Origin of the sequence: Aeromonas sp. QDB23 (assembly GCF_027707745.1) — a bacterium.
Lineage (GTDB): Bacteria > Pseudomonadota > Gammaproteobacteria > Enterobacterales > Aeromonadaceae > Aeromonas > Aeromonas allosaccharophila.
Map to the genome: position 1 here is coordinate 119,554 of NZ_JAPCJA010000004.1, position 20,880 is coordinate 140,433.

A 20,880-nucleotide genomic window follows, 5' to 3' on the forward strand; every position below is an offset into this window, starting at 1 on the left:
CCATCAAACAACAAGGCCTCATCATGAGGCCTTGTCTGTTTTTACCCTTGCTGGCTGTCGCTTGTCTGCCCGGTTTGGGTCTGCACTTGGGCCTGGTTTTGGGCTTTCGTTGCGGGAGCCGGTCGCCAGAGCGGGGCGCTGTTGCCTTGCGGCGGATAGCGTACTCCCACTTCCCAGCCGCAGGCGTCCTGCTTCTGCGGGAAGCTCCAGGCCAGTGTGGGTTCCGTCAGCGGCCCGCGCCACTGGCCGAGCAGCTCGGCGCAGCGGTTGCCATTGAGGATCCCCAGATCCAGCTGCCACTGCTCGTTGACCAGATCGATCCCCCCTTGCAGTGCCAGCAGATGGGTGATGGTGGAAGCGCCAGCCTGCTCGATCTGCAGTTGCCCCTTGTCGATCTTGCCCTGCAGCTTGATGCGGTAGAAGGGGGTGTCACCCTCCTGCATCGCCTGCCACAGCTGATCCGGCGTCAGGGTGGGCGGGGTCGCACCCTTGAACCACTCATCCAGCAGCGGATCTATCTTCACCTTGTCCCAGAACGGCTCGTCGGCATCGAGGGCAAAGCTGCCCTGCAGGGTCTGGCGCCACTCGCCCGCCGTTTTGCCGTGTTCGGCTTGCAGGTCGGCGCTCACGTCCGCTTTGCCGGCAAAGGAGACCGGGGAGTGGAGTATCTTGCCCCACTGCTGCAGATCCAGCTTGGTTGCCTGCAACTGCAGGCGGCTGCTCTGGCCCGGCTCGCGGCCCCACTGGCCACTCAGGCTGAAGGTGCCCTCATCCGGCAGCGAGCTGGTGAGTTTGCCCAGCTGCCAGGAGCTGGGGGTCAGCTCCCCATCCAGCTCGCCGTTGCGGGCGCTGAGGCCATCCCACACCAGCTCGAACCACTTGCTCTCGATACGGGCTCGGCCGAGCAGCGGGCCGGGCTGGTTATCGCGCAGGGCGAGATCGCTCAGATAGAGCTGCCAGCCGGTCAGCGACAGGGGCAGGGTATCGTCGAAGGAGAGCACCTTGAGCTTGTCAAACGCCAGCTTGCGGATATCCACCTGCTGCGGGCGCCAGCTCTGCCAATCCTGCCACCAACCCTGCGGCAGGCTGATATCCATGCCGCTTAGCGCCAGGTCTTTCAGGGTCAGCTTCTGCTGCTGGCTATCGAGGGAGAGCTCGACATTGAACTCCCCTTCATAGGCTTTGCCCTGCAGTTCGCCGTCGATCTGCTGGGGCGAGAAGGCGAGCTTGCCCTTGATCTCCTCCAGCTGGAACAGGCCACGGCCCATGTCGCCCAGGGTGCCGCTCAGATAGCCGGTGGGCTGGTTGCCCGCCTGCCAGTTGAAGGCGGTGAGCTGGCCGCTGAAGTTGTTGAAGGAGAGCTCCTGATTGATGTCGTTGAGGCTGACGCCGTCCAGCTGGCCGCGATCCAGCGACACCCTTTGCAACGGGAAGCGCTGCGGGAAGCCTTGTTGTGTCAGATCCCCCAGCTCCACCCGCATGCCGCGCGCCTTGAGATCGTGCAGTTGCAGGGTGCGGGCGGGCCAGTCCAGCACCATGCCGGTCTCCAGCAGACCGTCAAACAGGTTGGTTACCAGCTTGTCGGTGCGCAGCACTTCTCCTTCCAGCCGTCCTTGCAGGTTGAGACGGGCGAAGGTGAACTGCGGAGTCTCCAGCTGGCCGATGTTGAGGCTCAGGTTGGCCTGTGGCTGCCGTTTAGGGTCGATCAGCTCCCAGTCGCTTAGGGTGGCGTTGAGACCGCGCAGGGTCAGCTCGCTGCTCTCCAGACTGAGGCGATCGATAGTGCTGTCGTTGATGGTGAGGGAGTGCACCGGCAGGTTCGGCAACTGGTTGGGCAGTGGCAGCTTGATGGCGGGACGAATGAGATCGAGATGGGCGATGCGCACGTCGCGGCTCAGCCAGTCGATGCTCTCGATCTCCAGATAGATCTTGTCGAGGGAGACCGCATCGCCGTAACGCACCTGCTCAGCCAGCAGGGTGTAGGGGTGCAGCGGGTTGAACACCAGTCGCCCTATGGTGACCGGCACGCCGGTCTGCTGGCTGATCCAGCTGGCGATGGGGCCTTTGGCGCGCTCGGCGTCGAACAGGCCGAGGGCAACCCAGACAAACAGCAGCAGGAAGGCGAAGGTGTAGAGCAGGCCGCGTAGCCAGGAATTCATGGGTGCTTTCCTCCTGTTTTGGGATTGGTTGTCAGGCGTTTGAGTAGTGGTCTCGCAGACCGAGCCAGCGGCGGATCAAGGGTTCGACATGGCTCGGGTGCCTATCCATGAGGAAGCGCGCCATCTTCTGCACCTGTGGAATAAGCGGCTGATCCCGCACCAGATCGGCGATCTTGAGATCGGCCAGACCGGTCTGGCGAGTGCCGAGCAGTTCCCCCGGGCCGCGCAGTTCCAGATCGCGCTGGGCGATGAGGAAGCCGTCGTTGGTCTCCCGCAGCACCCCGAGTCGGCTCTGGGCCGTCTTGGACAAGGGGGCATGATAGAGCAGCACGCAGTGAGAGGCCACAGCACCCCGGCCAACCCGGCCGCGCAGTTGGTGCAACTGCGCCAGCCCGAGCCGTTCCGGGTTCTCGATGATCATCAGGCTGGCGTTGGGCACATCCACCCCCACCTCGATGACGGTGGTGGCGACCAGCAGTTGCAGTATGCCTGCCTTGAACTCCTCCATCACCCGCTGTTTCTCCACCGGCCGCATCCGGCCGTGTACCAGCCCGATATGCAGACCGGGCAACAGGTTCTGCAGCTCGGCAGCGGTATCCTCGGCGGCCTGACACTCCAGCACCTCCGACTCTTCGATCAGGGTGCAGACCCAGTAGGCCTGCTTGCCCTCGGTGCAGGCGAGCTTGACCCGCTCGATCACGTCGCCGCGACGGCTGTCGGGCAGCGCTACCGTGGTGATGGGGGTTCGGCCCGGCGGCAGTTCGTCGATGACCGAGGTGTCGAGGTCGGCATAGGCGGTCATCGCCAGGGTGCGGGGGATGGGGGTGGCGGTCATGATGAGCTGATGGGGATGTACCCCTTCCCGCTCCCCTTTCTCGCGCAGGGCTAGGCGCTGATGCACCCCGAATCTGTGCTGTTCATCGATGATGACCAGCGCCAGGCGCTGGAACACCACCTGCTCCTGAAAGATGGCGTGGGTGCCCACCACCATCTTGACGCGGCCATCGGCGATAGCGGCCAGCGACTCTTCCCGCGCCTTGCCTTTCTGTTTGCCCGCCAGCCAGCCGACTCCGATGCCGAGCGGCTCCAGCCACTTGGCAAAGTTGATGGCGTGCTGTTCCGCCAGCAGCTCGGTCGGCGCCATCAGCCCCACCTGACAGCCGTTGCCGATAGCCTGCAGGGCGGCCAGCGCCGCGACCAGGGTCTTGCCAGAGCCTACGTCACCCTGCACCAGCCGCATCATGGGGTGGCTCTGTTGCAGATCCTTACTTATCTCGGCCACCACCCGGCTCTGGGCACCGGTCGGCTTGAACGGCAGGGCGCCGAGCAGCTGTTCGACCAGCGCGGGCGCCGGTTTGAGGGCGCGGGCCAGCTGGGTTTGTGCCTGGGCGCGCACCTTGAGTACCGAGAGGTTGTGAGCCAGCAGCTCCTCCAGTACCAGTCGCTGCTGGGCCGGATGTTGGCCGCTTTCCAGTAGCGGCAGCGCCACCGAGGGAGGCGGGCGGTGCAGCAATTTCAGGGCGGCGGCCAGTTCAATCTGATGGGGATAGAGTCCGGCGGGCAGCAGCTCCTCCACGCCATAGAGATCGAGCTGGGCCAGTGCCTGATCGGTGAGGTTGCGCAGGGTGAGCTGGCGCAGTCCTTCGGTAGTCGGGTAGACGGGGGTGAGCGCTTCTTCGGTCTGGCCGGCTTGCTCTTCGCCGAGCAGCTTGTACTCGGGGTGGGCCATCTCCAGCCCGTATTTGCCGGGACGCACCTCGCCAAAGCAGCGGATCAGGCGGCCCGCCGCCAGACTGTTTTTCTGGGCGGCGGTGAAGTTGAAAAAGCGCAAGGTGAGGGTGCCGGTACCGTCACTGATACGGCAGACCATCATGCGGCGGCGCCCCATCACCAGCTGAGTGTCCTGGATTTCGCCCTCGACGGCGCCGTGCAGGCCGGGCGGCAGATCGCCGATGGGCCACACCTGGGTGCGGTCCTCGTAGCGCAGGGGAAGGTGGAACAGCAGATCCTGTACCGTGGCCAGCCCCAGCCGCTCGAGTTTCTCCAGCATCTTGCTGCCGACACCCTTGAGGCTATCGAGAGGAATTTTATCCAATTTCATCAATTAGATGCCCGAAAACACTGTAAATATGTCCAGATGATAGGGGTTGTTAAGGGGCCGATGCAAGCCGAGTTGCTGCTGGCAGGACCGCCAAGGCGGGGGAAACGGCGGATATAACAAAGGCCTGCCGAAAACGGGAGGCCTTTGTACGGCTGCCAAGAGGCGAGGTGCGGGCGCATGGCGCCCAAGGTCAGATGATGCGTTTGAGCAGCAGGTGAGCCTTGACCCGGTGGATCCGTCCCAGCAGCTTGCGCACCTGTTCCGGGTAGTCCTGGATCTGTTCCACCTGATCGAAGTGGCTGATCCGCTTGGTGTTGGTCAGAATGTTCTCCCGCTCCGCATTGAACTGGGGACGCAGCAGGTGGCGACGATCGTGCACCAGCAGGCCGTTCTCCAGATCCAGTGCCCAGGCGCGGGGGTTGAGGTTGTTGCCGGTGAGCAGGGCCCACTCGTCATCCACGAAGATCCCCTTGAGATGGTAGGAGTTGCGCTCGCAACACCAGAGCATCAGGTTGAGGCGACCATCGTCGATGTGGCGCTGGTTGCGCTCGGCAAACTTGCGCAGGTTGGTCTCGTAGAGATAGGGCAGGCCACCGATGGTGGAGAACTTCTCTTCCGGCGGAATGAAGAAGTCGTTGGCGGTCTTGTCGCCCACCACGATGGTGACTTTGCAGCCGCGCTGCAGCAGATCCTCGATATCCTTGCTCAACTCCTTGGGGGGGTTGAAGTAAGGGGTGCAGATGAAGATCTCCCGCTCGGTGGCGCGCACCAGGTTGCGGATCATCAGGTTGAGCTGATTGTTGCGCTTGCCCAGACCCACCATGGGGGTGACCGCCACCTCCTGGGTGTTGACCGGCATGGTGCTGAAGCGGTACTGGCTCTGGCGCAGGCTCTGCTTGAAGCGGCGGATCGGCCCCTTCAGCTGCTTGGCGCTGGGGATATCGCTGTGATCCAGTCGCTGCACCGCGTCGCTCTTCACGAACAGGTCGTCCACGTAGTTGACCATGCTGCGGGCCAGCTCCGGGCTGGTGATCTGGTGATAGCGATCGAAGCGGTAGCGATCCTGCTGGTGCAGGTAGATGTCGTTGAGGCTGGCGCCGGAGTAGAGCACCACATCATCAAAGATGAAGCCCTTGAGGTGCAGCACGCCGAGCAGCTCGCGCCCCTTGACCGGCACGCCGTAGATTTCGATCTGGTGCTCGTGTTCGGCAGCCATGGCCTGATACATCAGGTGGTTGCCGCCCTGCTTGCCCTTGCCGATCAGGCCGCGCTGGGCACGGTGGAAGTCGACGAACAGCTTGATGTCGAGGGCCGGATTGCGCTGCTTGGCGGCGTAGAGGGCGGAGAGGATCTCCCGTCCTGCTTCGTCATCCTGCAGATAGAGCGCAACCAGATAGATGCGCCGGGTGGCATTGGCGATAAGCGCCAGAATGCGGCGTTTGAAATCCTGCGCGCTGTAGAGCACTTCAAACTGATCCGCCGCGACGGCGATCTGGGGCAGGCGCGCCAGCAGTTGTCGATAATGGGCCGATGAATGCATAGATAAACCTGAAATCACGGGGTTAAGCGTTCCACTCGGAGCGATGAATAGGCGATTCTAGCAATCTCGCCCTCTCAGCCAAAGAAAGAATCATCATAAAGATGAAAAAGGCCTCACGAGTGAGGCCTTTTTCTGGCAACGGTTGCGAATGGCGGACGGACGCGACCCACCTGCATCCTTGTGACGGGCTAACTAGTCATTTAGAAAAGCATGCTGGCCAACGCCACAATGAGAAAGGCTATGGTACCAAGTAGTGTTTCCATGACGGTCCAGGTTTTGAGGGTTGTCTTCTCGTCCATGTTGAGAAAGCGACTGACCAGCCAGAAACCAGAGTCGTTAAAGTGGGAAAGTACGGTCGCTCCGCCTGCGATGGCGATGACGATAAAGGTAAGATCCAGCTCGCTTAGTCCTGTGGTAGCAGCTACGGTCGGCGCCATCAGCGCAGCTGTGGTAGTCAGCGCTACGGTAGCCGAGCCTTGAGCAACCCGCAGTGCGGCAGAAACAAGGAAGGCGGCAAGGATTACTGGCATGCCGGTGTCGGAGAGCACATCAGCAAGCGCGGTGCCGATGCCGCTCGCACGCAGCACCCCACCGAACATGCCACCGGCACCTGTTACCAGAATGACGGCACAGACGGGGGCTAATGCATCGTTGCAGAACTTTTCGAGCTGTACCTTGCCCTGAGTCTGGCGGAACATTAAGAGGGCGTAGAGCACGGTTATTAGCAGGGCCACCGGGGTCTTGCCAATCATGCGTAGCACGTTGACCCAGTCCGCTCCCTTGTCGATGACTCCCATGGTACCCAAGGTATTGAGGCCAGTATCCATGAAGATCAGCAGTAGCGGCAGCAGCAGGATGGAAATCACTTGGCTGAAGCTGGGGGCCTTGTCAGCTACCTGCTCGGCGTTGGCAGTAAAGCTCGGGGGCAGGGGGAGGTCAAACTTCTTGCCGGACCAGAGCCCGAATAGGTAGGCGCCTAGGTACCAGGTGGGCAGCGCGACCAGTAGACCCACGACAGTCAGCAGACCAATGTTGGCACCCAGCAGTTCGCTGGCGGCCACTGGGCCTGGGTGTGGTGGCAGGAAGGCGTGCATCACCGCAAAGGCACCGGCGGAGGGGAGTGCATATTTGAGGACGGAGCCGCCAAACTGCTTCGCCACGCTGAAGATGATGGGCAGCATGACGATGAGGCCAGCGTCGAAGAAGATCGGGAAGCCGAATAGCAGGGAGGCCACACCGAGCGCGAAGGGCGCGCGGTGGGATCCGAAGCGGTTTATCAGGGTATCGGCCAGAACCTTGGCACCCCCCGTCATCTCCAGGATTCGGCCAATCATGGCGCCCAATCCGACCAGTAGTGCCACCGAGGCGAGCGTGCCGCCGAAGCCGGTTAGCATGGTGGGGATCACTTGATCATAGGTGACGCCGGTAGCCAATGCTGTCAGCAGACTAACCAGGGTCAATGCCACGAAGGCGTGAACCTTGAACCGCATGATGAGCATTAGCAACATGACGATTGCCCCTACTGCAACCGAGAGCAGATAGGTTACATCTGGCGTGTTCATTGCTCCGTCCATAAATGTGTCCTCAAATAATACCGATTGTTGTTATGCACATTTCTGTGCTCCACTTCACATTGCGCAACGTTACCGGTAACATGTTACCGGTAACGTGTTAGATTAGAACCCATCAATAGCTGGTTTTTTGAAAAGTGGGACAGAGGTCAAATTATGGCGGGTAAGTGCATTATCGTGATGGGTGTGTGTGGTAGCGGCAAATCCAGCGTGGGTCTGAAAGTGGCCGAAGCGCTGGGCGCCAAGTTCATCGATGGTGATGACCTGCACCCCAAGGCCAACATCCAGAAGATGGCTGGCGGCAACCCCCTCAACGATGAGGATCGTGCCCCCTGGCTGGAGCGGATCCGCGACGCCGCCTACAGTCTCGAGCAGAAGAACGAGACCGGCATCATTGTCTGTTCCGCCCTCAAAAAGAAGTACCGCGACCAGATCCGCGAAGGCAACGAGTCGGTCAGCTTCCTCTTCCTCGATGGCAGCCAGCCGCTGATCCTCGAGCGGATGCGAGCCCGCAAAGGCCATTTCATGCGTGAAAGCATGGTACAAAGTCAGTTCGATACCCTGGAGCGCCCGGATGGCGAAGCCGGTGTATTCCACATTGATATAGACGGCACCTTCGAACAGGTGGTTGACCGCGCCGTCACAGCATTGGAGCAAGCCCAATGATTCATCAGGTAATTTCCGACGTCACCGCCCGCATCCGCGAACGCAGTGTCGCCCGTCGTCAGGCATTTCTGGCCCGCATCCAGCGTCAGGCAGAGCAGGGCAAGACTCGCGCAGCGCTGGCCTGTGGCAACCTGGCTCACGCCGTGGCAGCCTGCAGCAGTGACGAGAAGGGTCGCATCCTCGACATGACCCGCGCCAACGTCGGCATCGTCACCGCCTACAACGACATGCTGAGCGCCCATCAGCCCTATCAGGGCTATCCGGATCAGATCAAGGCCGTGCTGGCCGAGCTGGGCCACAGTGCCCAGGTTGCTGGCGGCGTGCCCGCCATGTGCGACGGCGTGACCCAGGGTCAGCCGGGGATGGACATGTCCCTGTTCTCCCGCGACCTGATCGCCCAGGCGACCGCGCTGTCACTCTCTCACAACACTTTTGATGCCACCCTGCTGCTCGGCATCTGCGACAAGATCGCTCCGGGCCAGATCATGGGGGCGCTCTCCCACGCCCATCTGCCGACCGCATTCGTACCTGCTGGCCCGATGGCGAGCGGTATCAGCAACGACGAGAAGGTGAAGGTGCGTCAGAAGTACGCCGCCGGTGAAGTGGGTCGCGATGCCCTGCTGGAGATGGAGTGCGGCGCCTACCACGCGGCGGGCACCTGCACCTTCTACGGCACCGCCAACACCAACCAGCTGGTGTTTGAGGCCATGGGCCTGATGCTGCCGGGCTCCGCCTTTGTGCATCCGCATAGCGAACTGCGCCGCGCCCTGACCGCCGAGGCGGCCCGCCGCATCAGCGCCATGATCCCGGGTTCCCCGGCCTATCGCCCGCTGAGCGAGGTGCTGGACGAGCGTTCGCTGGTCAATGGTCTGGTGGCCCTGCTCGCCTCCGGCGGCAGCACCAACCACAGCATCCACATGGTGGCACTGGCCCGCGCGGCCGGTCTGGTACTGACCTGGGATGACATCAGCGATCTCTCCGACGTGGTGCCGCTCTTGGTTCGCATGTACCCGAACGGCCCTGCCGACGTGAACGCCTTCGAACAGGCGGGCGGCGTGCCCGGCCTGATGCGCCGCCTGGCCGAAGAGGGGCTGATCCACATGGATGCCACCCCGGTCTTTGGCGAGATGCAGGATTACCTCAGCCGTCCGGCACTGGTCGATGGCAAGCTGGTATGGCAGCCGGTCGGTGAAAGCAGCGATGCGAGCGTGCTCTCTCCCACGGGTAGCGTATTCAATGCGACCGGTGGCACCAAGCTGCTGGCGGGCAATCTGGGCCGCGCCGTGGTCAAGGTCTCCGCTGTGGCTCCCGAATATCGGGTGATTGAAGCCCCGGCACGGGTCTTCTCCTCCCAGCATGCGGTGGAAGCGGCCTACAAGGCGGGCGATCTCAATCAGGACGCCGTGATCGTGGTGCGCCACAATGGCCCGGCCGCCAACGGCATGCCGGAGCTGCACAAGCTGATGCCGGTGCTCGGCAATCTGCAGAAGGCGGGTTACAAGGTGGCGCTGGTCACCGATGGCCGTCTCTCCGGTGCCTCCGGCAAGATCCCGGCCGCCATCCACGTCACCCCGGAAGCGCTGCACGGCGGGGCAATCGGCCTGCTTGCCGATGGCGACCTGCTGCGGGTTGATGCGGTAAACGGCAGCCTCGACTGCCTGACCGATTTGAGTGGCCGTACCCAGGCCGAGATTGACCTCACTCTGGAACAAGAGGGGTGGGGCCGTGAACTGTTCAGCGTGATGCGTCGCGCGGTATCGAGCGCCGAGTGTGGCGCCACCATCTTTGAATAAGGAAGAGCTATGCAGAACTGGAAAGTGACTCCGGCCGAGGTGTTTGCCGCCTCCCCGCTGGTACCCGTGATGGTTATCAACGAGCTGGATCAGGCCCTGCCAATGGCCAAGGCGCTGCTCGACGGCGGCATCTCCGTCTTCGAAATTACCCTGCGCACCCCGGTGGCGCTCGACGCCATCGCCCTCATCGCCAAGGCGATGCCGGATGCCATGGTCGGTGCCGGTACCGTGCTCAACTGCGCGCAGTTTGACGCAGCCGTCGCAGCCGGTGCCCGCTTCGTCATCTCCCCGGGGATGACCCCGGCCCTGTTGGCCCACGCGGCCAACAGCACTGCGCCACTGATCCCGGGTGTGGCTACTCCGTCTGAAGTGATGCAGGCGCTGGAAGCGGGCTACGACCACCTGAAATTCTTCCCGGCCGAAGCGAACGGCGGCACCAAGGCGCTCTCCGCCATTGCCGCCCCGCTGCCCCAGGTGAAGTTCTGCCCCACCGGCGGTATCGGCCCGAAAAATGTGGCCGACTATCTGGCGCTCAAGTGCGTGGCCACCGTCGGCGGCTCCTGGATGCTGCCGGCCGATGCGGTCAAGAGCGGCAACTGGGAAGAGGTGACCCGCCTCTCCCGCGAAGCGGTTGAGCTGGTTAAACGCTAAGCGTCAGTTGTGCAGAAAAACCAGACAGGCCACCCTCGGGTGGCCTGTCTGTTATCGGCGTGACTTCAGTTGGAGAGGGAGGGGATTACCCCAGACTCTCCCCGACATAGAGGGAGAAGCCGATGTCTTTGCGGGTCTCTGGCAAGGGATGGCCATTAAGACGCGCCAGCAGCATGGTGGCTGCCTCCCGGCCGATCGCTTCCCGCGGGGTGGCGATACTGGCCAGCTTGGGGGTCATGGCGTGGCCGATGTCGAGGGCGTTGCAACCGGCGATGGCGATCTGCTGGGGCACCGGAATCCACTTGGCCTGACACTGCAGCAGGGCGCCCACAGCCAGGTCATCGTTGGTGCAGAACAGGCCGTCGAGGTCGGGATAGCGCACCAGCGCCTGATCCAGCAACTCGCCCCCCAGGGTGAAGCTGGAGGATTGCTCGGTCAGCAGATGCTGGCCGGTGAGGCCGAAGTCGGTCATCGCCTGATAGTAGCCCTCCATCCGCAGCTGGGTACGCACGTCGAGCCGCGCCCCCAGATAGACCACCTTGCGTCGGCCCCGGCGCAGCATCTCTGTTACCATGGCCCGGGCGGCGGCGCTATGATCCATGCCGACCACCATGTCGATGGGGGTATCAGACAGATCCATGGTCTCCACCACCGGAATGCCGGCGGTGGCGATCATCTTGCGGGTGCGCTCGGTGTGCTGGCTGTCGGAGAGGATCAGCCCATCCACATGGTAGGAGAGCAGGGACGCGACCTGCTCCTCCTCCCGCTCCGGACTGTAGCCGTAGTGGGCCAGCAGGGTCTGGTAACCGGCCGGTCGGGTCACCGACTCGATGCCGTGGATCACCGCCGAGAAGACCTGGTTGGAGAGGGAGGGGATCAGGATGCCGATCGCCTTGCTGGTCGCGTTGGAGAGAATATCCGGCGCCCGGTTGGGGATATAGCCCAGCTCTTCCACCGCCGCCGCGATCCGCTCGCGGGTCCCCTCCGCCACGGTCTGCGGGTCGCGCAGATAGCGGCTGACAGTCATCTTGGTCACGCCGGTCTGGTCGGCGATATCTTGCAGGGTGGGGCGGCGCTTGCGGGTGGGGCTCATAGGGGTGTCCAGGGTGGATGTTACATGTAACATTACCGTTTTCGGCAGATAAAGTCAGCATATGAAGCCGTTTTTGCAGGAGTTTTCCGATGATCAGAGGCAAGCAGTTCGTGGATGTCCGGTTCGAGCAACAGGATGTGGAAGGGGAGCAGTTCTCGGAGTGCCGCTTTATCGGCTGCAACTTCTCCTGGCTGGATCTGGGCGATAGCCGCTTCATCGATTGCAGCTTCTACGATCGGGAGAGTGAGCGGGGCTGCCTGTTGCAGGGTTGCGATCTGCGGGAGGCCAGCTTTCTGCGCTGCGATCTCACCATGGCCGATTGCAGCCGCAGCCAGTGTCTGGGACTGGAGATGCGCGACTGTCAGGCGGTCGGCATCAACTTCGGCCACGCCAGCTTCGCCAACCAGATCACCGCCAAAAGCTACTTCTGCGATGCCCATCTGACCGGCAACAACTTCAGTTACGCCAGCTTCGAGGGGTGTCTGCTGGAAAAGTGCGAGCTGACCGAAAACCGCTGGCAGGGGGCCAACCTGTTCGGTGCCTCGCTGGCGGGATCCGATCTCAGCGGCTCCGAGTTTGGCCAGATCGACTGGACCAGCTTCAAGCTGCAGGGCTGCGATTTGCGCCAGTGCGATCTGCCGGGGCTGGATCTGCGTCGGGTCGATCTGCAGGGGGTGCAGATCAACGAGGATCAGCAGCAGACTTTGCTGGAGCAGATCGGTCTGGTTGTCTTTCCCTGAGCCGATCGAAAATTAGGTAATTTTTCATCAAATGGGAGCGACAGCGGGTTGCTGTACTCCTGAAACGACAAAAGCCTGCATGATGCAGGCTTTTGGTAGTGAGCGTGTGACGCGCTTGTTGGCCAGGTTAACTCAGCCCTTGGCCAGCCATTTGGTCGGGTTGATCGCCTCGCCCTGATAGCGGATCTCGAAGTAGAGGCCCGGTCTGTCCTGACCGCCACTGTCACCGACCAGTGCCACCGGTTCACCCTGTTCCACATTCTGGCCAACCTGACGCAGCAGCGACTGATTGTGACCGTAGAGGCTCATGTAGCCCTTACCGTGGTCGATCACCAGCAGCATGCCGAAACCGTCGAGCCAGTCGGCATAGACCACTTGCCCCGGTGCGACCGCCTTGACCTGGGTCCCTTCGCTGGCGCCGATCAGGGTGCCTTTCCACTTGAGCTGGGCGGTGCGCGGCGAACCGTAGGAGATGAGGATCGGCCCCTGTACCGGCCAGCGCAGGCTGCCATTGGTCTTGAGGCCGCTGTAGTGACCGGCAGTGCCAATACCCGAGCCACGCTCCGGTTTGGTGCTGGCTACCTCTTCAACCGGTTCCGCCGGTTTGACGGTTTTGTTCTGCTGGGCGGCGAGTCGTTGCTGCTCGGCGCGGCGCTGTTCGGCCAGCTTGCGCTGACGCTCCTGCTCCGCTTTCAGCTTGGCCAGCCGCTCCCGCTCGGCCCGTTCACGGCGCTCCTGCTCTTCCCGCTTGCGACGCAGCTCTTCCAGCCGGGCTTTCAGCGCTTTCTCCGCCTTGACCAGCTTGGTGAGCTTCTGCTCGTCATCCTGCACCGACTGTTGCAACTGGTTGCGCACCTTGGCCCGGCTCTGCTGGCTGGCCAGCAGGGTCTGGTGATGCTCCTGCTGTTCGGCAAGCAGGGTCTGCAGTCTGGTTTCGGTCTCTTTGGTGGCTAGCTGGTTTTTCGCCAGCTTGTCGCGGGTGGCGCGCAGGGCGTCGATGGCCTCGATGCGGGCCTTGTTCAGGTAGTCGTAGTAGTCGAGTGAGCGGCTCAGTTTGGCCGGATCCTGCTGATTGAGCAGCAGTTTGAGGTAGTCATGGTTGCCCGCCTGAAAGGCGCTTTCCGCCTGCTTGGCCAGCAACTGCTTTTGATGTTTGGCTTGAACTTCCAGCGCCAGCTTGTCTTTTTGCAGGGTCGCCAGCTTCTGCTGGTTCTGCTTCAACTGTTGTCTGGTCTGATTGAGTTTGGCGGCGGCGGCCGATATGGCCTGCTCGTCAGCCTTGAGCTGGGTATTGAGCTTGGCAAGCTCCTGCTTGCTGAGCTTGATGGTCTTTTGTTGCTCTTTTATCTGGGACTGCATGGTGCCCAGCTGCTGATTGGCGGCAACGGCCGGGGGGGCGCCAAACGACAGGCAAAAAAACAGCGCGCCGGCCAACAGGCCGACGCGACTGGTTTTCTGTGAAATAACTTCGCATCCCCGCATGGGGAAGGATTATTTCAGAATCATCAGGGGCTTGCCAGTCATTTCCGGCGGCACCGGCAGACCCATCAGGGTCAGCATGGTGGGGGCCAGATCGGACAGTTTGCCACCTTCAGCAACCTCGGCTTTGCGACCGAAATAGATGAGCGGAACCGGCAGATTGGTGTGGGCGGTGTGGGCCTGACCAGTCTCTTCGTCCAGCATCTTCTCGGCGTTGCCGTGGTCGGCAGTGATCAGGCATTCGCCACCCACTTCGGCCAGCGCTTCGGTGACACGACCCACGCAGTGGTCAACGGCTTCACAGGCTTTGACGGCGGCATCGAACACACCGGTGTGGCCAACCATATCGCCATTCGGGTAGTTACAGATGATGACGTCGTACTTGCCGCTCTTGATAGCCGCAACCAGCTTGTCGGTCAGCTCTTCGGAGCTCATTTCCGGCTGCAGGTCGTAGGTCGCCACTTTCGGGCTGGCCACGATCTCGCGATCTTCGCCAGCGAAGCAGGACTCTTCGCCACCGTTGAAGAAGAAGGTGACGTGAGCGTACTTCTCGGTTTCGGAGATGCGCAGCTGGGTCTTGCCCTGCTTGGCCAGCCACTCACCCAGGGTGTTGACCAGCGCAGTCGGCGGGTAGGCACAGGCGGTTTTGATGTCGGCCGCGTATTCGGTCAGCATCACGAAGTTCAGCGCCGGGGTGGCGGCACGGGCGAAACCGGTGAAGTCGGCGTCAACGAAGGCGCGGGTGATTTCACGGGCACGGTCGGCACGGAAGTTCATGAAAATCAGCGCATCGCCATCTTCCATCGGTGCAGCTTCGCCGATGCGGGTCGCTTTGACGAATTCGTCGTTCTCGTCGCGGGCATAGGCGGCAGCCAGTGCTTCGGTGGCGCTCTCGGCGGTGAACTCGCCCTTGCCCTGAGTCATCAGGTCATAGGCTTGCTGCACGCGATCCCAGCGGTTGTCACGGTCCATGGCGAAGTAACGGCCGATCATGGAGGCGAAACGACCCTTGCCCAGCTTGGCGAACAGGGCATCGAACAGCTCGATGGAGGACTGGGCGGAGCGCGGCGGAACGTCGCGGCCATCCAGGAAGGCGTGCAGGTAGATCTTCTCGGCGCCACGCTTGGCGGCCATTTCGATCATGCCCATGATGTGCTCTTCGTGGCTGTGTACGCCACCCGGGGACATCAGGCCCATGATGTGAACGGCTTTGCCGTTGGTGACGGCAGCGTCAACAGCCTTGGCCAGCTCGACGTTCTGGAAGAAGTCGCCATCCTTGATGTCTTTGGAGATGCGGGTCAGCTCCTGATAGACGATGCGACCGGCACCGATGTTGACGTGACCCACTTCGGAGTTGCCCATCTGGCCATCCGGCAGACCGACGTCCAGACCGGAGCCGGAGATCAGGGTGCTGGTGTAGTCACGGGCCAGACGATCGAGGTTGGGAGTCTTGGCGGCAGCGACGGCATTGTGCTCTTGCTTGGTGCTGTAGCCCCAACCGTCCATGATGACCAGAACCAAAGGTTTCTTAGCTGTTGACATAAGACTATGTCCTCTCGGATTGGAAAAAATGCGGGAAATGAAACTAGCGTAATATTACTACATCTGCCGAAATAGTCACCTGATAGCCAAGGGGCGCTCCCGCAGCCCCGCAAGCCACGCCCTTCCTGCCATGCCTGCCGCCCGTTGATGATGGGAGCCTGCTCGCGCTTTGCCGCCAAGATGGCTGATCTTATCAATACCCCCATGTATACTCGGGCCCTTGTCTTGGTCCCTGGATAGTAGAAGATGCAAGAGTATTTGGATTTTGCGGCCCGTAACCCGCTGCTGACCGCAGCCTGGTTGGGTCTGGCTGGCACCCTGGTTTACACCACTGTGCGTGCCCGTTTGTCTCCGGTAAAAACCGTCAACAACCACACCGCGACCCTGCTGATCAACCGCGAGAACGCCACCGTGGTGGATATTCGCAGTCAGGAAGAGTTCGCCAAGGGCCATCTGGCCGGTGCCCAGCACCTGCCGCTGACCCAGATCCAGAGCAATAATCTGGGCCCGGTTGAAAAGCATAAAGATGCCCCCATCATAGTGGTGTGCGAGTCGGGAATGACTGCGGGCGGCGCGGGCCGTCAGCTGAGCAAAGCTGGCTTCAAGCAGGTTTATGTGCTCGGCGGTGGCATGGCCCAATGGCGTGCAGAAAATCTGCCGGTAACCAAAAAACGCTGATTTAAGCAGGGCCTGAGCCCACTTATCCATATAACAAGGAATCAAACGAAATGGCTGACGAGATCAACAACCAGGAAGTACAACCGGAATTCCACATCCAGCGTGTTTACACCAAGGATGTCTCTTTCGAAGCGCCGAACACCCCGCACATCTTCCAGAAAGAGTGGCAGCCGGACGTCAAGCTGGATATGGATACCAAGACCAATATCCTGGCTGACAACGTGTACGAGGTTGTGCTGACCCTGACCGTGACTTGCAAACTGGAAACCGAAACTGCCTTCCTGTGCGAAGTACAGCAAGCCGGTATCTTCACCATCGGTAACCTGCCGGAGCCGCAACTGGCTCACTGCCTGGCCGCCTTCTGCCCGAACATCCTGTTCCCGTATGCCCGCGAAGCGGTGTCCAACCTGGTGAGCAAGGGTTCCTTCCCGCAGCTGAACCTGGCACCGGTCAACTTCGATGCCCTGTTTGCCCAGCACATGGCGCAAGCACAGGCCCAGCAGGCGACTGCGGAAGCCTGATAATGGCTGACCAGATCGCTATCTCGGTCTTGGGGGCGGGGTCTTATGGCTCCGCCCTTGCCATTTCTCTGGCGCGCAACGGTCATCCGACCCTGCTGTGGGGTCACGACCCCGTTCATGTCGCCGAGCTGGAACAAGACCGCTGCAACAAGGCATTTTTGCCTGATGTCCCTTTTCCTGCCGATCTGCAACTGACTGCGGATCTGCAACGTGCGGTACAGGCTGCCCCTGTGCTGCTGCTGGTCGTGCCGAGCCATGTATTTGGTGATGTGCTGACCCGGATCAAACCCTTCCTGCGCCCCGATACCCGTATCGCCTGGGCCACCAAGGGTCTGGAGCCGGACAGTGGCCGTCTGCTGCAGGATGTGGCCCGCGACGTGCTGGGTGACGAGATACCGCTGGCGGTGATCTCCGGCCCCACCTTCGCCAAGGAGCTGGCTGCCGGTCTGCCGACCGCCATCTCGGTCGCCTCGACCCATGACGAGTTCGCCGATGATCTCTCCCATCTGCTGCACTGTGGTCGCTCGTTCCGGGTCTATACCAATCCGGACTTCGTCGGTCTGCAGCTGGGTGGTGCGGTGAAGAACGTCATCGCCATCGGTGCCGGTCTCTCCGACGGGCTCGGGTTTGGCGCCAATGCCAGAACTGCGCTGATCACCCGGGGTCTGGTGGAGATGCAGCGTCTGGGGGCGGCGCTGGGTGCCGATGCCAAAACCTTTATGGGGATGGCGGGGCTCGGGGATCTGGTGCTTACCTGTACCGACAACCAGTCGCGCAACCGTCGCTTCGGGCTGGCCCTCGGGGCTGGCAAGGATGTGAACACCGCCATGACCGAGATCGGTCAGGTGGTGGAGGGGTATCGCAACACCAAGGAGGTGCATCTGCTGGCGGCCCGCTGCGGCGTCGAGATGCCCATCTGCGAGCAGATCTTCAAGGTGCTCTACGAGGGTAAGAACCCGAAAGAGGCGGCCATCGCCCTGCTGTCGCGAGACAAGAAGGACGAGTAATCTGCCGATTGCCCATGCAAAAGGCCCCGCCAGATGGCGGGGCCTTTTCTTTGCGCCGCAAGGGCAGCAAATCAGTAGTAGGAGTGGTCGCCGCGCTGGTGCTCGGTGGCGTCTTTCACGCCGTTGAGCTCGCCCGGGAACTTCTCCAGCAGTTGCTTCTCGATCCCCTCTTTCAGGGTGTAATCGACCATGGAGCAACCGTTACAACCGCCGCCAAACTGCAGGATGGCCAGTTTGTCTTCGGTCAGTTCGACCAGGGTGACCTTGCCACCGTGACCGGCCAGCATGGGGTTCACTTCGGACATCAACACGTACTCGATGCGCTCGATCAGCGGCGCGTCATCGGCCACTTTACGCATTTTGGCGTTCGGTGCTTTCAGGGTGAGCTGGGAGCCCATCTGATCGGTCACGAAATCGATGGTGGCATCCACCAGGAAGGGGGCGCTCAGAGGATCGACCATGCAGTCGAAGCCGCTGAAGGGCAGGTGTTGATCTTCCGGGTCCACGGCATCGGGCGGGCAATAAGATACGCCACACTCGGCATTCTGGGTTCCCGGATTGACCACAAACACCCGGATATTGGTGCCATCAGGCTGTTTTTCCAGCAGTTTACGGAAATGGGCCTGGGCGGCGTCGGAAATGCTGATCATCACTATCCTCATAAACCTGAGTGTACGACTAGGGTATTCATGATAACGCGGTTATTAATGCTTGGGTAGCATGCCGATGGCTACTTGCTGTGCCGGAGGGTACGACAGATTGCCCACACTTCTACCTTTGTGATGCCGCTCTCATGGAGCAAACGGCTGAGCTGACCGGCGGTAGCGCCGGTGGTCACGACGTCATCGAGCAGGGCGACATGGCGATAGTGGTGGGGGCGGATCCGGAATGCCCCGCGCAGATTGCGCCGCCGCTGCCCGGCGCTCAGGGTTGTTTGCTGCGGTGTTGCCTTGATGCGCTGCAACAGGGTGTTGTCGCAGGGAATGCCGGTGAGCTCGCCAAGAGTGTGCGCGATCTCCTCCGCCTGATTGAAACCGCGCCGCCACTGCCGCCACCAGTGCAGGGGGACCGGAATGATCGCCTCCGGCGGCTCGCGGCTATCCAGATGATCGGCCAAGAGGCGTGCCAGTAGCGGTGCCAGCAGGATCTGGCCGGAATATTTAAGCCGGGGGATCAGCATGGGGTAGGGGCTCAGGTAGTCGCCGATCACCTGCAACCGATCCCAAGGGGGAGGCCTGCGCTGGCAGCGGCCGCAGACCGGTATGCTCTCTTCTATATAGTCAGCCAGCGGTGCGGCGCAGAGGCGGCATCTTGGCTGTGACTGTTGCAGCGCCTGCCGACACCAGCTGCAGAGCAGGGGCTCGCTGTCGCAAGGTTGATGGCAGAGCAGGCAGCTCCCTTGCCAGTCGCCGTGGCTGCCGAGCAGCGGGCTTGCTTTAGCGAGCAGTCGCTTTAACATGCTGACCCCAAGAGCATGAACAGGGATCTTGAGTCTAGATGAGCATATCGGTAGAGCAGTTTGGCCAGGGGCCCGATCTGGTGCTGTTGCACGGTTGGGGGATGAACGGTGCGGTCTGGCATGGCATTGCCCAGCAGTTGGCGTCCCACTATCGGGTTCATCTGGTGGACTTGCCCGGTTTTGGCAACAGCCCGCTGGCAGACGAGGTGGATTACAGCCTGCCCTGGCTTGCCGGGCAGGTCGCCACCATGTTGCCACAGAAGTGCCATCTGTTGGGCTGGTCGCTCGGCGGTCTGGTGGCAAGCCAGCTGGCGCTGACTCATCCCGATCGGTTGCACTCCCTGATTACCGTGGCCAGCTCCCCCTGTTTTATGGCCCGCGACGAGTGGCCGGGGATCGCCCCCAAGGTACTGACCGGATTCAACCTGATGCTGGCGGGGGATTTTCGCCAGACCATAGAGCGTTTTCTGGCGATCCAGGCGATGGGCAGCGAACATGCCCGGGACGATATCCGCCAGTTGCGCCACTGGCTGGCCGAGCGCCCGTCGCCGCAGTTTGCCGCACTCGAGGCCGGACTGACGCTGTTGGCCGACATTGACCTGCGCGAACCGCTGCGGGAGCTGGATCTGCCCTGGTTGCGGATCTATGGCCGACTGGATTCATTGGTGCCCAAGGTGGCCATTCCGCTGCTGGATGATCTCTACCCTGCCAGCCGCAGCGTGACCCTCAATAAGGCCTCACACGCACCCTTTATCTCCCACCCTGACGAATTCATTGAAATCGTTCGAGATTTTGTTGGCTAAAAAACAGCCGACAAGCTTCATTAATCCTCTGGTCTGGCGGATAATTAAGCTGTGACCAGAGGAGTAACATCATGCGTATTGATTCTGCCTTCAACAGCGGGGTACAGGGATTTCAGCGAGCCGAGCAGATTGCCGACAAGGCATCCAATCAGATCGCCCGCCTCAACACCCCCAGCGGGGATCAGGTGCAAGTGACCGATGAGCTCGTCAATCTCAAGGTGGCCGAGCAGCAGGCTGGCGCTTCAGCCAAGGTAGTGCAGACCGCCAGCGATATGATGGGAACCCTGATCGACATCCGGGTGTGAGATGAACATCAATGTCAGTCTGCCCCCCCTTATTCCGACACAGCTGCAACCCCAGGTGGAAGCGGCCAGGACGGATAATCGCCGGGCAGAACTGATCCCGCAGGCCCGACAGGGTCAAGCCTCAAGTGCCGAATCCGAAGTCGGCTCCCAGAAAGAGAAATCCAAAGCCGGTCAGGCCTCCAGCAATCAGAGCTCCCAGAACAGCCGTGAAACCGGGCAACCGGCGCCGACGACCTTGCCAGACAATCGCTTTGTCGAGGCAACCGATGAGGATGGTCAGCGCAAACAGCAAGATCCCAAACAGCAGGAGCAGCAACAGCGGCAAGAGCAGCAGGTTCAGGATCTGATCGAGCGTGATCAGGAGGTACGCACCCACGAGCAGGCCCACCAGTCAGCGGGTGGTGAGTACGCCAGCTCGCCCACCTATCAGTTTACCCAGGGGCCGGATGGCAAGCGTTATGCGACGGGCGGTGAAGTCCAGATCGATACCAGTGCCGTACCCGGTGATCCTGCCGCCACCATCGCCAAAATGCAGCAGATCCGCTCTGCGGCACTGGCGCCTGCCGAGCCTTCAGCGCAGGATCTGGCCGTCGCGCGCAGCGCCGCCGCGAGTGAAGCCAAGGCACGCAAAGAGCTGATGGCCGAGCAGAGCGCGAAATCGGGCGGTGTGCTGAGCGCCTATATGGACAAGCGCAACAGCGTCATCGCGGGACGCTATCAGCAGGCCGTCAGCCCGGCCGCTAACCAGTCCCTCAGCCTGCATATCTGAATC

Annotated in this window: 19 protein-coding genes; 10 read left to right on the top strand and 9 right to left on the bottom strand. The window is 61.6% G+C overall.

The genetic code is table 11. The features are described from left to right. Window positions 1–41: 41 nt before the first annotated feature. The 4 genes from PG888_RS03290 to PG888_RS03305 all read right to left on the bottom strand — a co-directional run bounded on the left by PG888_RS03290 (window position 42) and on the right by PG888_RS03305 (window position 7,362). The gene (locus PG888_RS03290; protein ID WP_270692672.1) at window positions 42–2,159 is read right to left on the bottom strand and encodes an AsmA family protein; all 2,118 of its coding nucleotides are present in this window, start codon (window positions 2,157–2,159) and stop codon (window positions 42–44) included. Window positions 2,160–2,190: 31 nt separating this feature from the next. Next, a complete protein-coding gene (gene recG / locus PG888_RS03295; RefSeq protein WP_270692673.1) occupies window positions 2,191–4,260 on the bottom strand; it encodes an ATP-dependent DNA helicase RecG in 2,070 nt (689 codons plus the stop codon). Window positions 4,261–4,450: 190 nt separating this feature from the next. Then, entirely contained in the window at window positions 4,451–5,800 is a 1,350-nt protein-coding gene (gene pssA / locus PG888_RS03300; protein ID WP_270692674.1) for a CDP-diacylglycerol--serine O-phosphatidyltransferase, read from the bottom strand. A gap of 200 nt (window positions 5,801–6,000) precedes the next feature. Further along, window positions 6,001–7,362, bottom strand: a complete 1,362-nt coding sequence (locus PG888_RS03305) for a GntP family permease (RefSeq protein WP_270692675.1) — start codon at window positions 7,360–7,362, stop codon at window positions 6,001–6,003. A 165-nt stretch (window positions 7,363–7,527) separates the two neighbouring features. Here PG888_RS03305 and PG888_RS03310 point away from each other — a divergent pair, with 165 nt between their 5' ends. From PG888_RS03310 to PG888_RS03320, 3 genes are read left to right on the top strand one after another with little or no spacing between them, the layout of a single operon-like run. Then, the gene (locus PG888_RS03310; protein ID WP_042059201.1) at window positions 7,528–8,037 is read left to right on the top strand and encodes a gluconokinase; all 510 of its coding nucleotides are present in this window, start codon (window positions 7,528–7,530) and stop codon (window positions 8,035–8,037) included. Then, window positions 8,034–9,830 (top strand): phosphogluconate dehydratase, encoded by a 1,797-nt coding sequence (gene edd, locus PG888_RS03315; RefSeq protein WP_270692676.1) that lies wholly within the window; start codon window positions 8,034–8,036, stop codon window positions 9,828–9,830. The genes PG888_RS03310 and edd overlap by 4 nt, the downstream gene beginning before the upstream one ends. A gap of 9 nt (window positions 9,831–9,839) precedes the next feature. Then, window positions 9,840–10,481, top strand: a complete 642-nt coding sequence (locus tag PG888_RS03320) for a bifunctional 4-hydroxy-2-oxoglutarate aldolase/2-dehydro-3-deoxy-phosphogluconate aldolase (RefSeq protein ID WP_270692677.1) — start codon at window positions 9,840–9,842, stop codon at window positions 10,479–10,481. 85 nt (window positions 10,482–10,566) lie between these two features. Here PG888_RS03320 and PG888_RS03325 read toward each other — a convergent pair whose 3' ends face one another. Continuing rightward, window positions 10,567–11,574: a substrate-binding domain-containing protein gene (locus tag PG888_RS03325; RefSeq protein WP_234663841.1), complete on the bottom strand. Its 1,008-nt coding sequence runs from the start codon at window positions 11,572–11,574 to the stop codon at window positions 10,567–10,569. An 89-nt stretch (window positions 11,575–11,663) separates the two neighbouring features. On the opposite strand from PG888_RS03325, the gene PG888_RS03330 reads away from it, so the two are divergent. Next, window positions 11,664–12,314, top strand: a complete 651-nt coding sequence (locus PG888_RS03330; protein WP_042656914.1) for a Qnr family pentapeptide repeat protein — start codon at window positions 11,664–11,666, stop codon at window positions 12,312–12,314. 132 nt (window positions 12,315–12,446) lie between these two features. Here the strand turns inward: PG888_RS03330 and envC are convergent, their stop codons facing one another. Together envC and gpmM are read right to left on the bottom strand one after the other, a co-directional pair. Beyond that, window positions 12,447–13,796, bottom strand: coding sequence for a murein hydrolase activator EnvC (envC, locus tag PG888_RS03335; protein ID WP_270692680.1), 1,350 nt, complete (start codon window positions 13,794–13,796; stop codon window positions 12,447–12,449). 9 nt (window positions 13,797–13,805) lie between these two features. Next, window positions 13,806–15,335 carry a 2,3-bisphosphoglycerate-independent phosphoglycerate mutase gene (gpmM, locus tag PG888_RS03340; protein ID WP_111809377.1) on the bottom strand — a complete coding sequence of 510 codons (1,530 nt, stop codon included), beginning with the start codon at window positions 15,333–15,335 and terminating at the stop codon, window positions 13,806–13,808. Between the two features lie 246 nt (window positions 15,336–15,581). Between gpmM and PG888_RS03345 the strand changes: the two genes are divergently transcribed. From PG888_RS03345 to gpsA, 3 genes are read left to right on the top strand one after another with little or no spacing between them, the layout of a single operon-like run. Next, window positions 15,582–16,013 carry a rhodanese-like domain-containing protein gene (locus PG888_RS03345; protein ID WP_042059188.1) on the top strand — a complete coding sequence of 144 codons (432 nt, stop codon included), beginning with the start codon at window positions 15,582–15,584 and terminating at the stop codon, window positions 16,011–16,013. A 50-nt stretch (window positions 16,014–16,063) separates the two neighbouring features. Next, a complete protein-coding gene (gene secB / locus PG888_RS03350; protein ID WP_042059186.1) occupies window positions 16,064–16,534 on the top strand; it encodes a protein-export chaperone SecB in 471 nt (156 codons plus the stop codon). 2 nt (window positions 16,535–16,536) lie between these two features. Further along, complete coding sequence (gene gpsA / locus PG888_RS03355) at window positions 16,537–17,541, top strand: NAD(P)H-dependent glycerol-3-phosphate dehydrogenase (protein ID WP_182969979.1); 1,005 nt, start codon at window positions 16,537–16,539, stop codon at window positions 17,539–17,541. Between the two features lie 71 nt (window positions 17,542–17,612). Here gpsA and nfuA read toward each other — a convergent pair whose 3' ends face one another. Together nfuA and PG888_RS03365 are read right to left on the bottom strand one after the other, a co-directional pair. After that, the gene (gene nfuA / locus PG888_RS03360) at window positions 17,613–18,191 is read right to left on the bottom strand and encodes a Fe-S biogenesis protein NfuA (RefSeq protein WP_005340636.1); all 579 of its coding nucleotides are present in this window, start codon (window positions 18,189–18,191) and stop codon (window positions 17,613–17,615) included. An 80-nt stretch (window positions 18,192–18,271) separates the two neighbouring features. Further along, window positions 18,272–19,000: a ComF family protein gene (locus PG888_RS03365; RefSeq protein WP_270692684.1), complete on the bottom strand. Its 729-nt coding sequence runs from the start codon at window positions 18,998–19,000 to the stop codon at window positions 18,272–18,274. A gap of 38 nt (window positions 19,001–19,038) precedes the next feature. Here PG888_RS03365 and bioH point away from each other — a divergent pair, with 38 nt between their 5' ends. The 3 genes from bioH (at window position 19,039) to PG888_RS03380 (ending at window position 20,877) form a co-directional block, all read left to right on the top strand. Then, window positions 19,039–19,803, top strand: coding sequence for a pimeloyl-ACP methyl ester esterase BioH (gene bioH, locus PG888_RS03370; RefSeq protein ID WP_270692686.1), 765 nt, complete (start codon window positions 19,039–19,041; stop codon window positions 19,801–19,803). A gap of 71 nt (window positions 19,804–19,874) precedes the next feature. After that, window positions 19,875–20,108, top strand: coding sequence for a flagellar basal body rod C-terminal domain-containing protein (locus tag PG888_RS03375; RefSeq protein ID WP_005340632.1), 234 nt, complete (start codon window positions 19,875–19,877; stop codon window positions 20,106–20,108). A gap of 1 nt (window position 20,109) precedes the next feature. Continuing rightward, window positions 20,110–20,877: a putative metalloprotease CJM1_0395 family protein gene (locus PG888_RS03380; protein WP_270692687.1), complete on the top strand. Its 768-nt coding sequence runs from the start codon at window positions 20,110–20,112 to the stop codon at window positions 20,875–20,877. The last annotated feature ends 3 nt before the right edge of the window (window positions 20,878–20,880 follow it).

What these genes read in the sequence shown, in the direction of transcription:
- PG888_RS03290 (WP_270692672.1), bottom strand. Translation starts at nt 2,159, where the DNA reads ATGAATTCCTGGCTACGCGGCCTGCTCTACACCTTCGCCTTCCTGCTG.
- recG (WP_270692673.1), bottom strand. Translation starts at nt 4,260, where the DNA reads ATGAAATTGGATAAAATTCCTCTCGATAGCCTCAAGGGTGTCGGCAGC.
- pssA (WP_270692674.1), bottom strand. Translation starts at nt 5,800, where the DNA reads ATGCATTCATCGGCCCATTATCGACAACTGCTGGCGCGCCTGCCCCAG.
- PG888_RS03305 (WP_270692675.1), bottom strand. Translation starts at nt 7,362, where the DNA reads ATGAACACGCCAGATGTAACCTATCTGCTCTCGGTTGCAGTAGGGGCA.
- PG888_RS03310 (WP_042059201.1), top strand. Translation starts at nt 7,528, where the DNA reads ATGGCGGGTAAGTGCATTATCGTGATGGGTGTGTGTGGTAGCGGCAAA.
- edd (WP_270692676.1), top strand. Translation starts at nt 8,034, where the DNA reads ATGATTCATCAGGTAATTTCCGACGTCACCGCCCGCATCCGCGAACGC.
- PG888_RS03320 (WP_270692677.1), top strand. Translation starts at nt 9,840, where the DNA reads ATGCAGAACTGGAAAGTGACTCCGGCCGAGGTGTTTGCCGCCTCCCCG.
- PG888_RS03325 (WP_234663841.1), bottom strand. Translation starts at nt 11,574, where the DNA reads ATGAGCCCCACCCGCAAGCGCCGCCCCACCCTGCAAGATATCGCCGAC.
- PG888_RS03330 (WP_042656914.1), top strand. Translation starts at nt 11,664, where the DNA reads ATGATCAGAGGCAAGCAGTTCGTGGATGTCCGGTTCGAGCAACAGGAT.
- envC (WP_270692680.1), bottom strand. Translation starts at nt 13,796, where the DNA reads ATGCGGGGATGCGAAGTTATTTCACAGAAAACCAGTCGCGTCGGCCTG.
- gpmM (WP_111809377.1), bottom strand. Translation starts at nt 15,335, where the DNA reads ATGTCAACAGCTAAGAAACCTTTGGTTCTGGTCATCATGGACGGTTGG.
- PG888_RS03345 (WP_042059188.1), top strand. Translation starts at nt 15,582, where the DNA reads ATGCAAGAGTATTTGGATTTTGCGGCCCGTAACCCGCTGCTGACCGCA.
- secB (WP_042059186.1), top strand. Translation starts at nt 16,064, where the DNA reads ATGGCTGACGAGATCAACAACCAGGAAGTACAACCGGAATTCCACATC.
- gpsA (WP_182969979.1), top strand. Translation starts at nt 16,537, where the DNA reads ATGGCTGACCAGATCGCTATCTCGGTCTTGGGGGCGGGGTCTTATGGC.
- nfuA (WP_005340636.1), bottom strand. Translation starts at nt 18,191, where the DNA reads ATGATCAGCATTTCCGACGCCGCCCAGGCCCATTTCCGTAAACTGCTG.
- PG888_RS03365 (WP_270692684.1), bottom strand. Translation starts at nt 19,000, where the DNA reads ATGTTAAAGCGACTGCTCGCTAAAGCAAGCCCGCTGCTCGGCAGCCAC.
- bioH (WP_270692686.1), top strand. Translation starts at nt 19,039, where the DNA reads ATGAGCATATCGGTAGAGCAGTTTGGCCAGGGGCCCGATCTGGTGCTG.
- PG888_RS03375 (WP_005340632.1), top strand. Translation starts at nt 19,875, where the DNA reads ATGCGTATTGATTCTGCCTTCAACAGCGGGGTACAGGGATTTCAGCGA.
- PG888_RS03380 (WP_270692687.1), top strand. Translation starts at nt 20,110, where the DNA reads ATGAACATCAATGTCAGTCTGCCCCCCCTTATTCCGACACAGCTGCAA.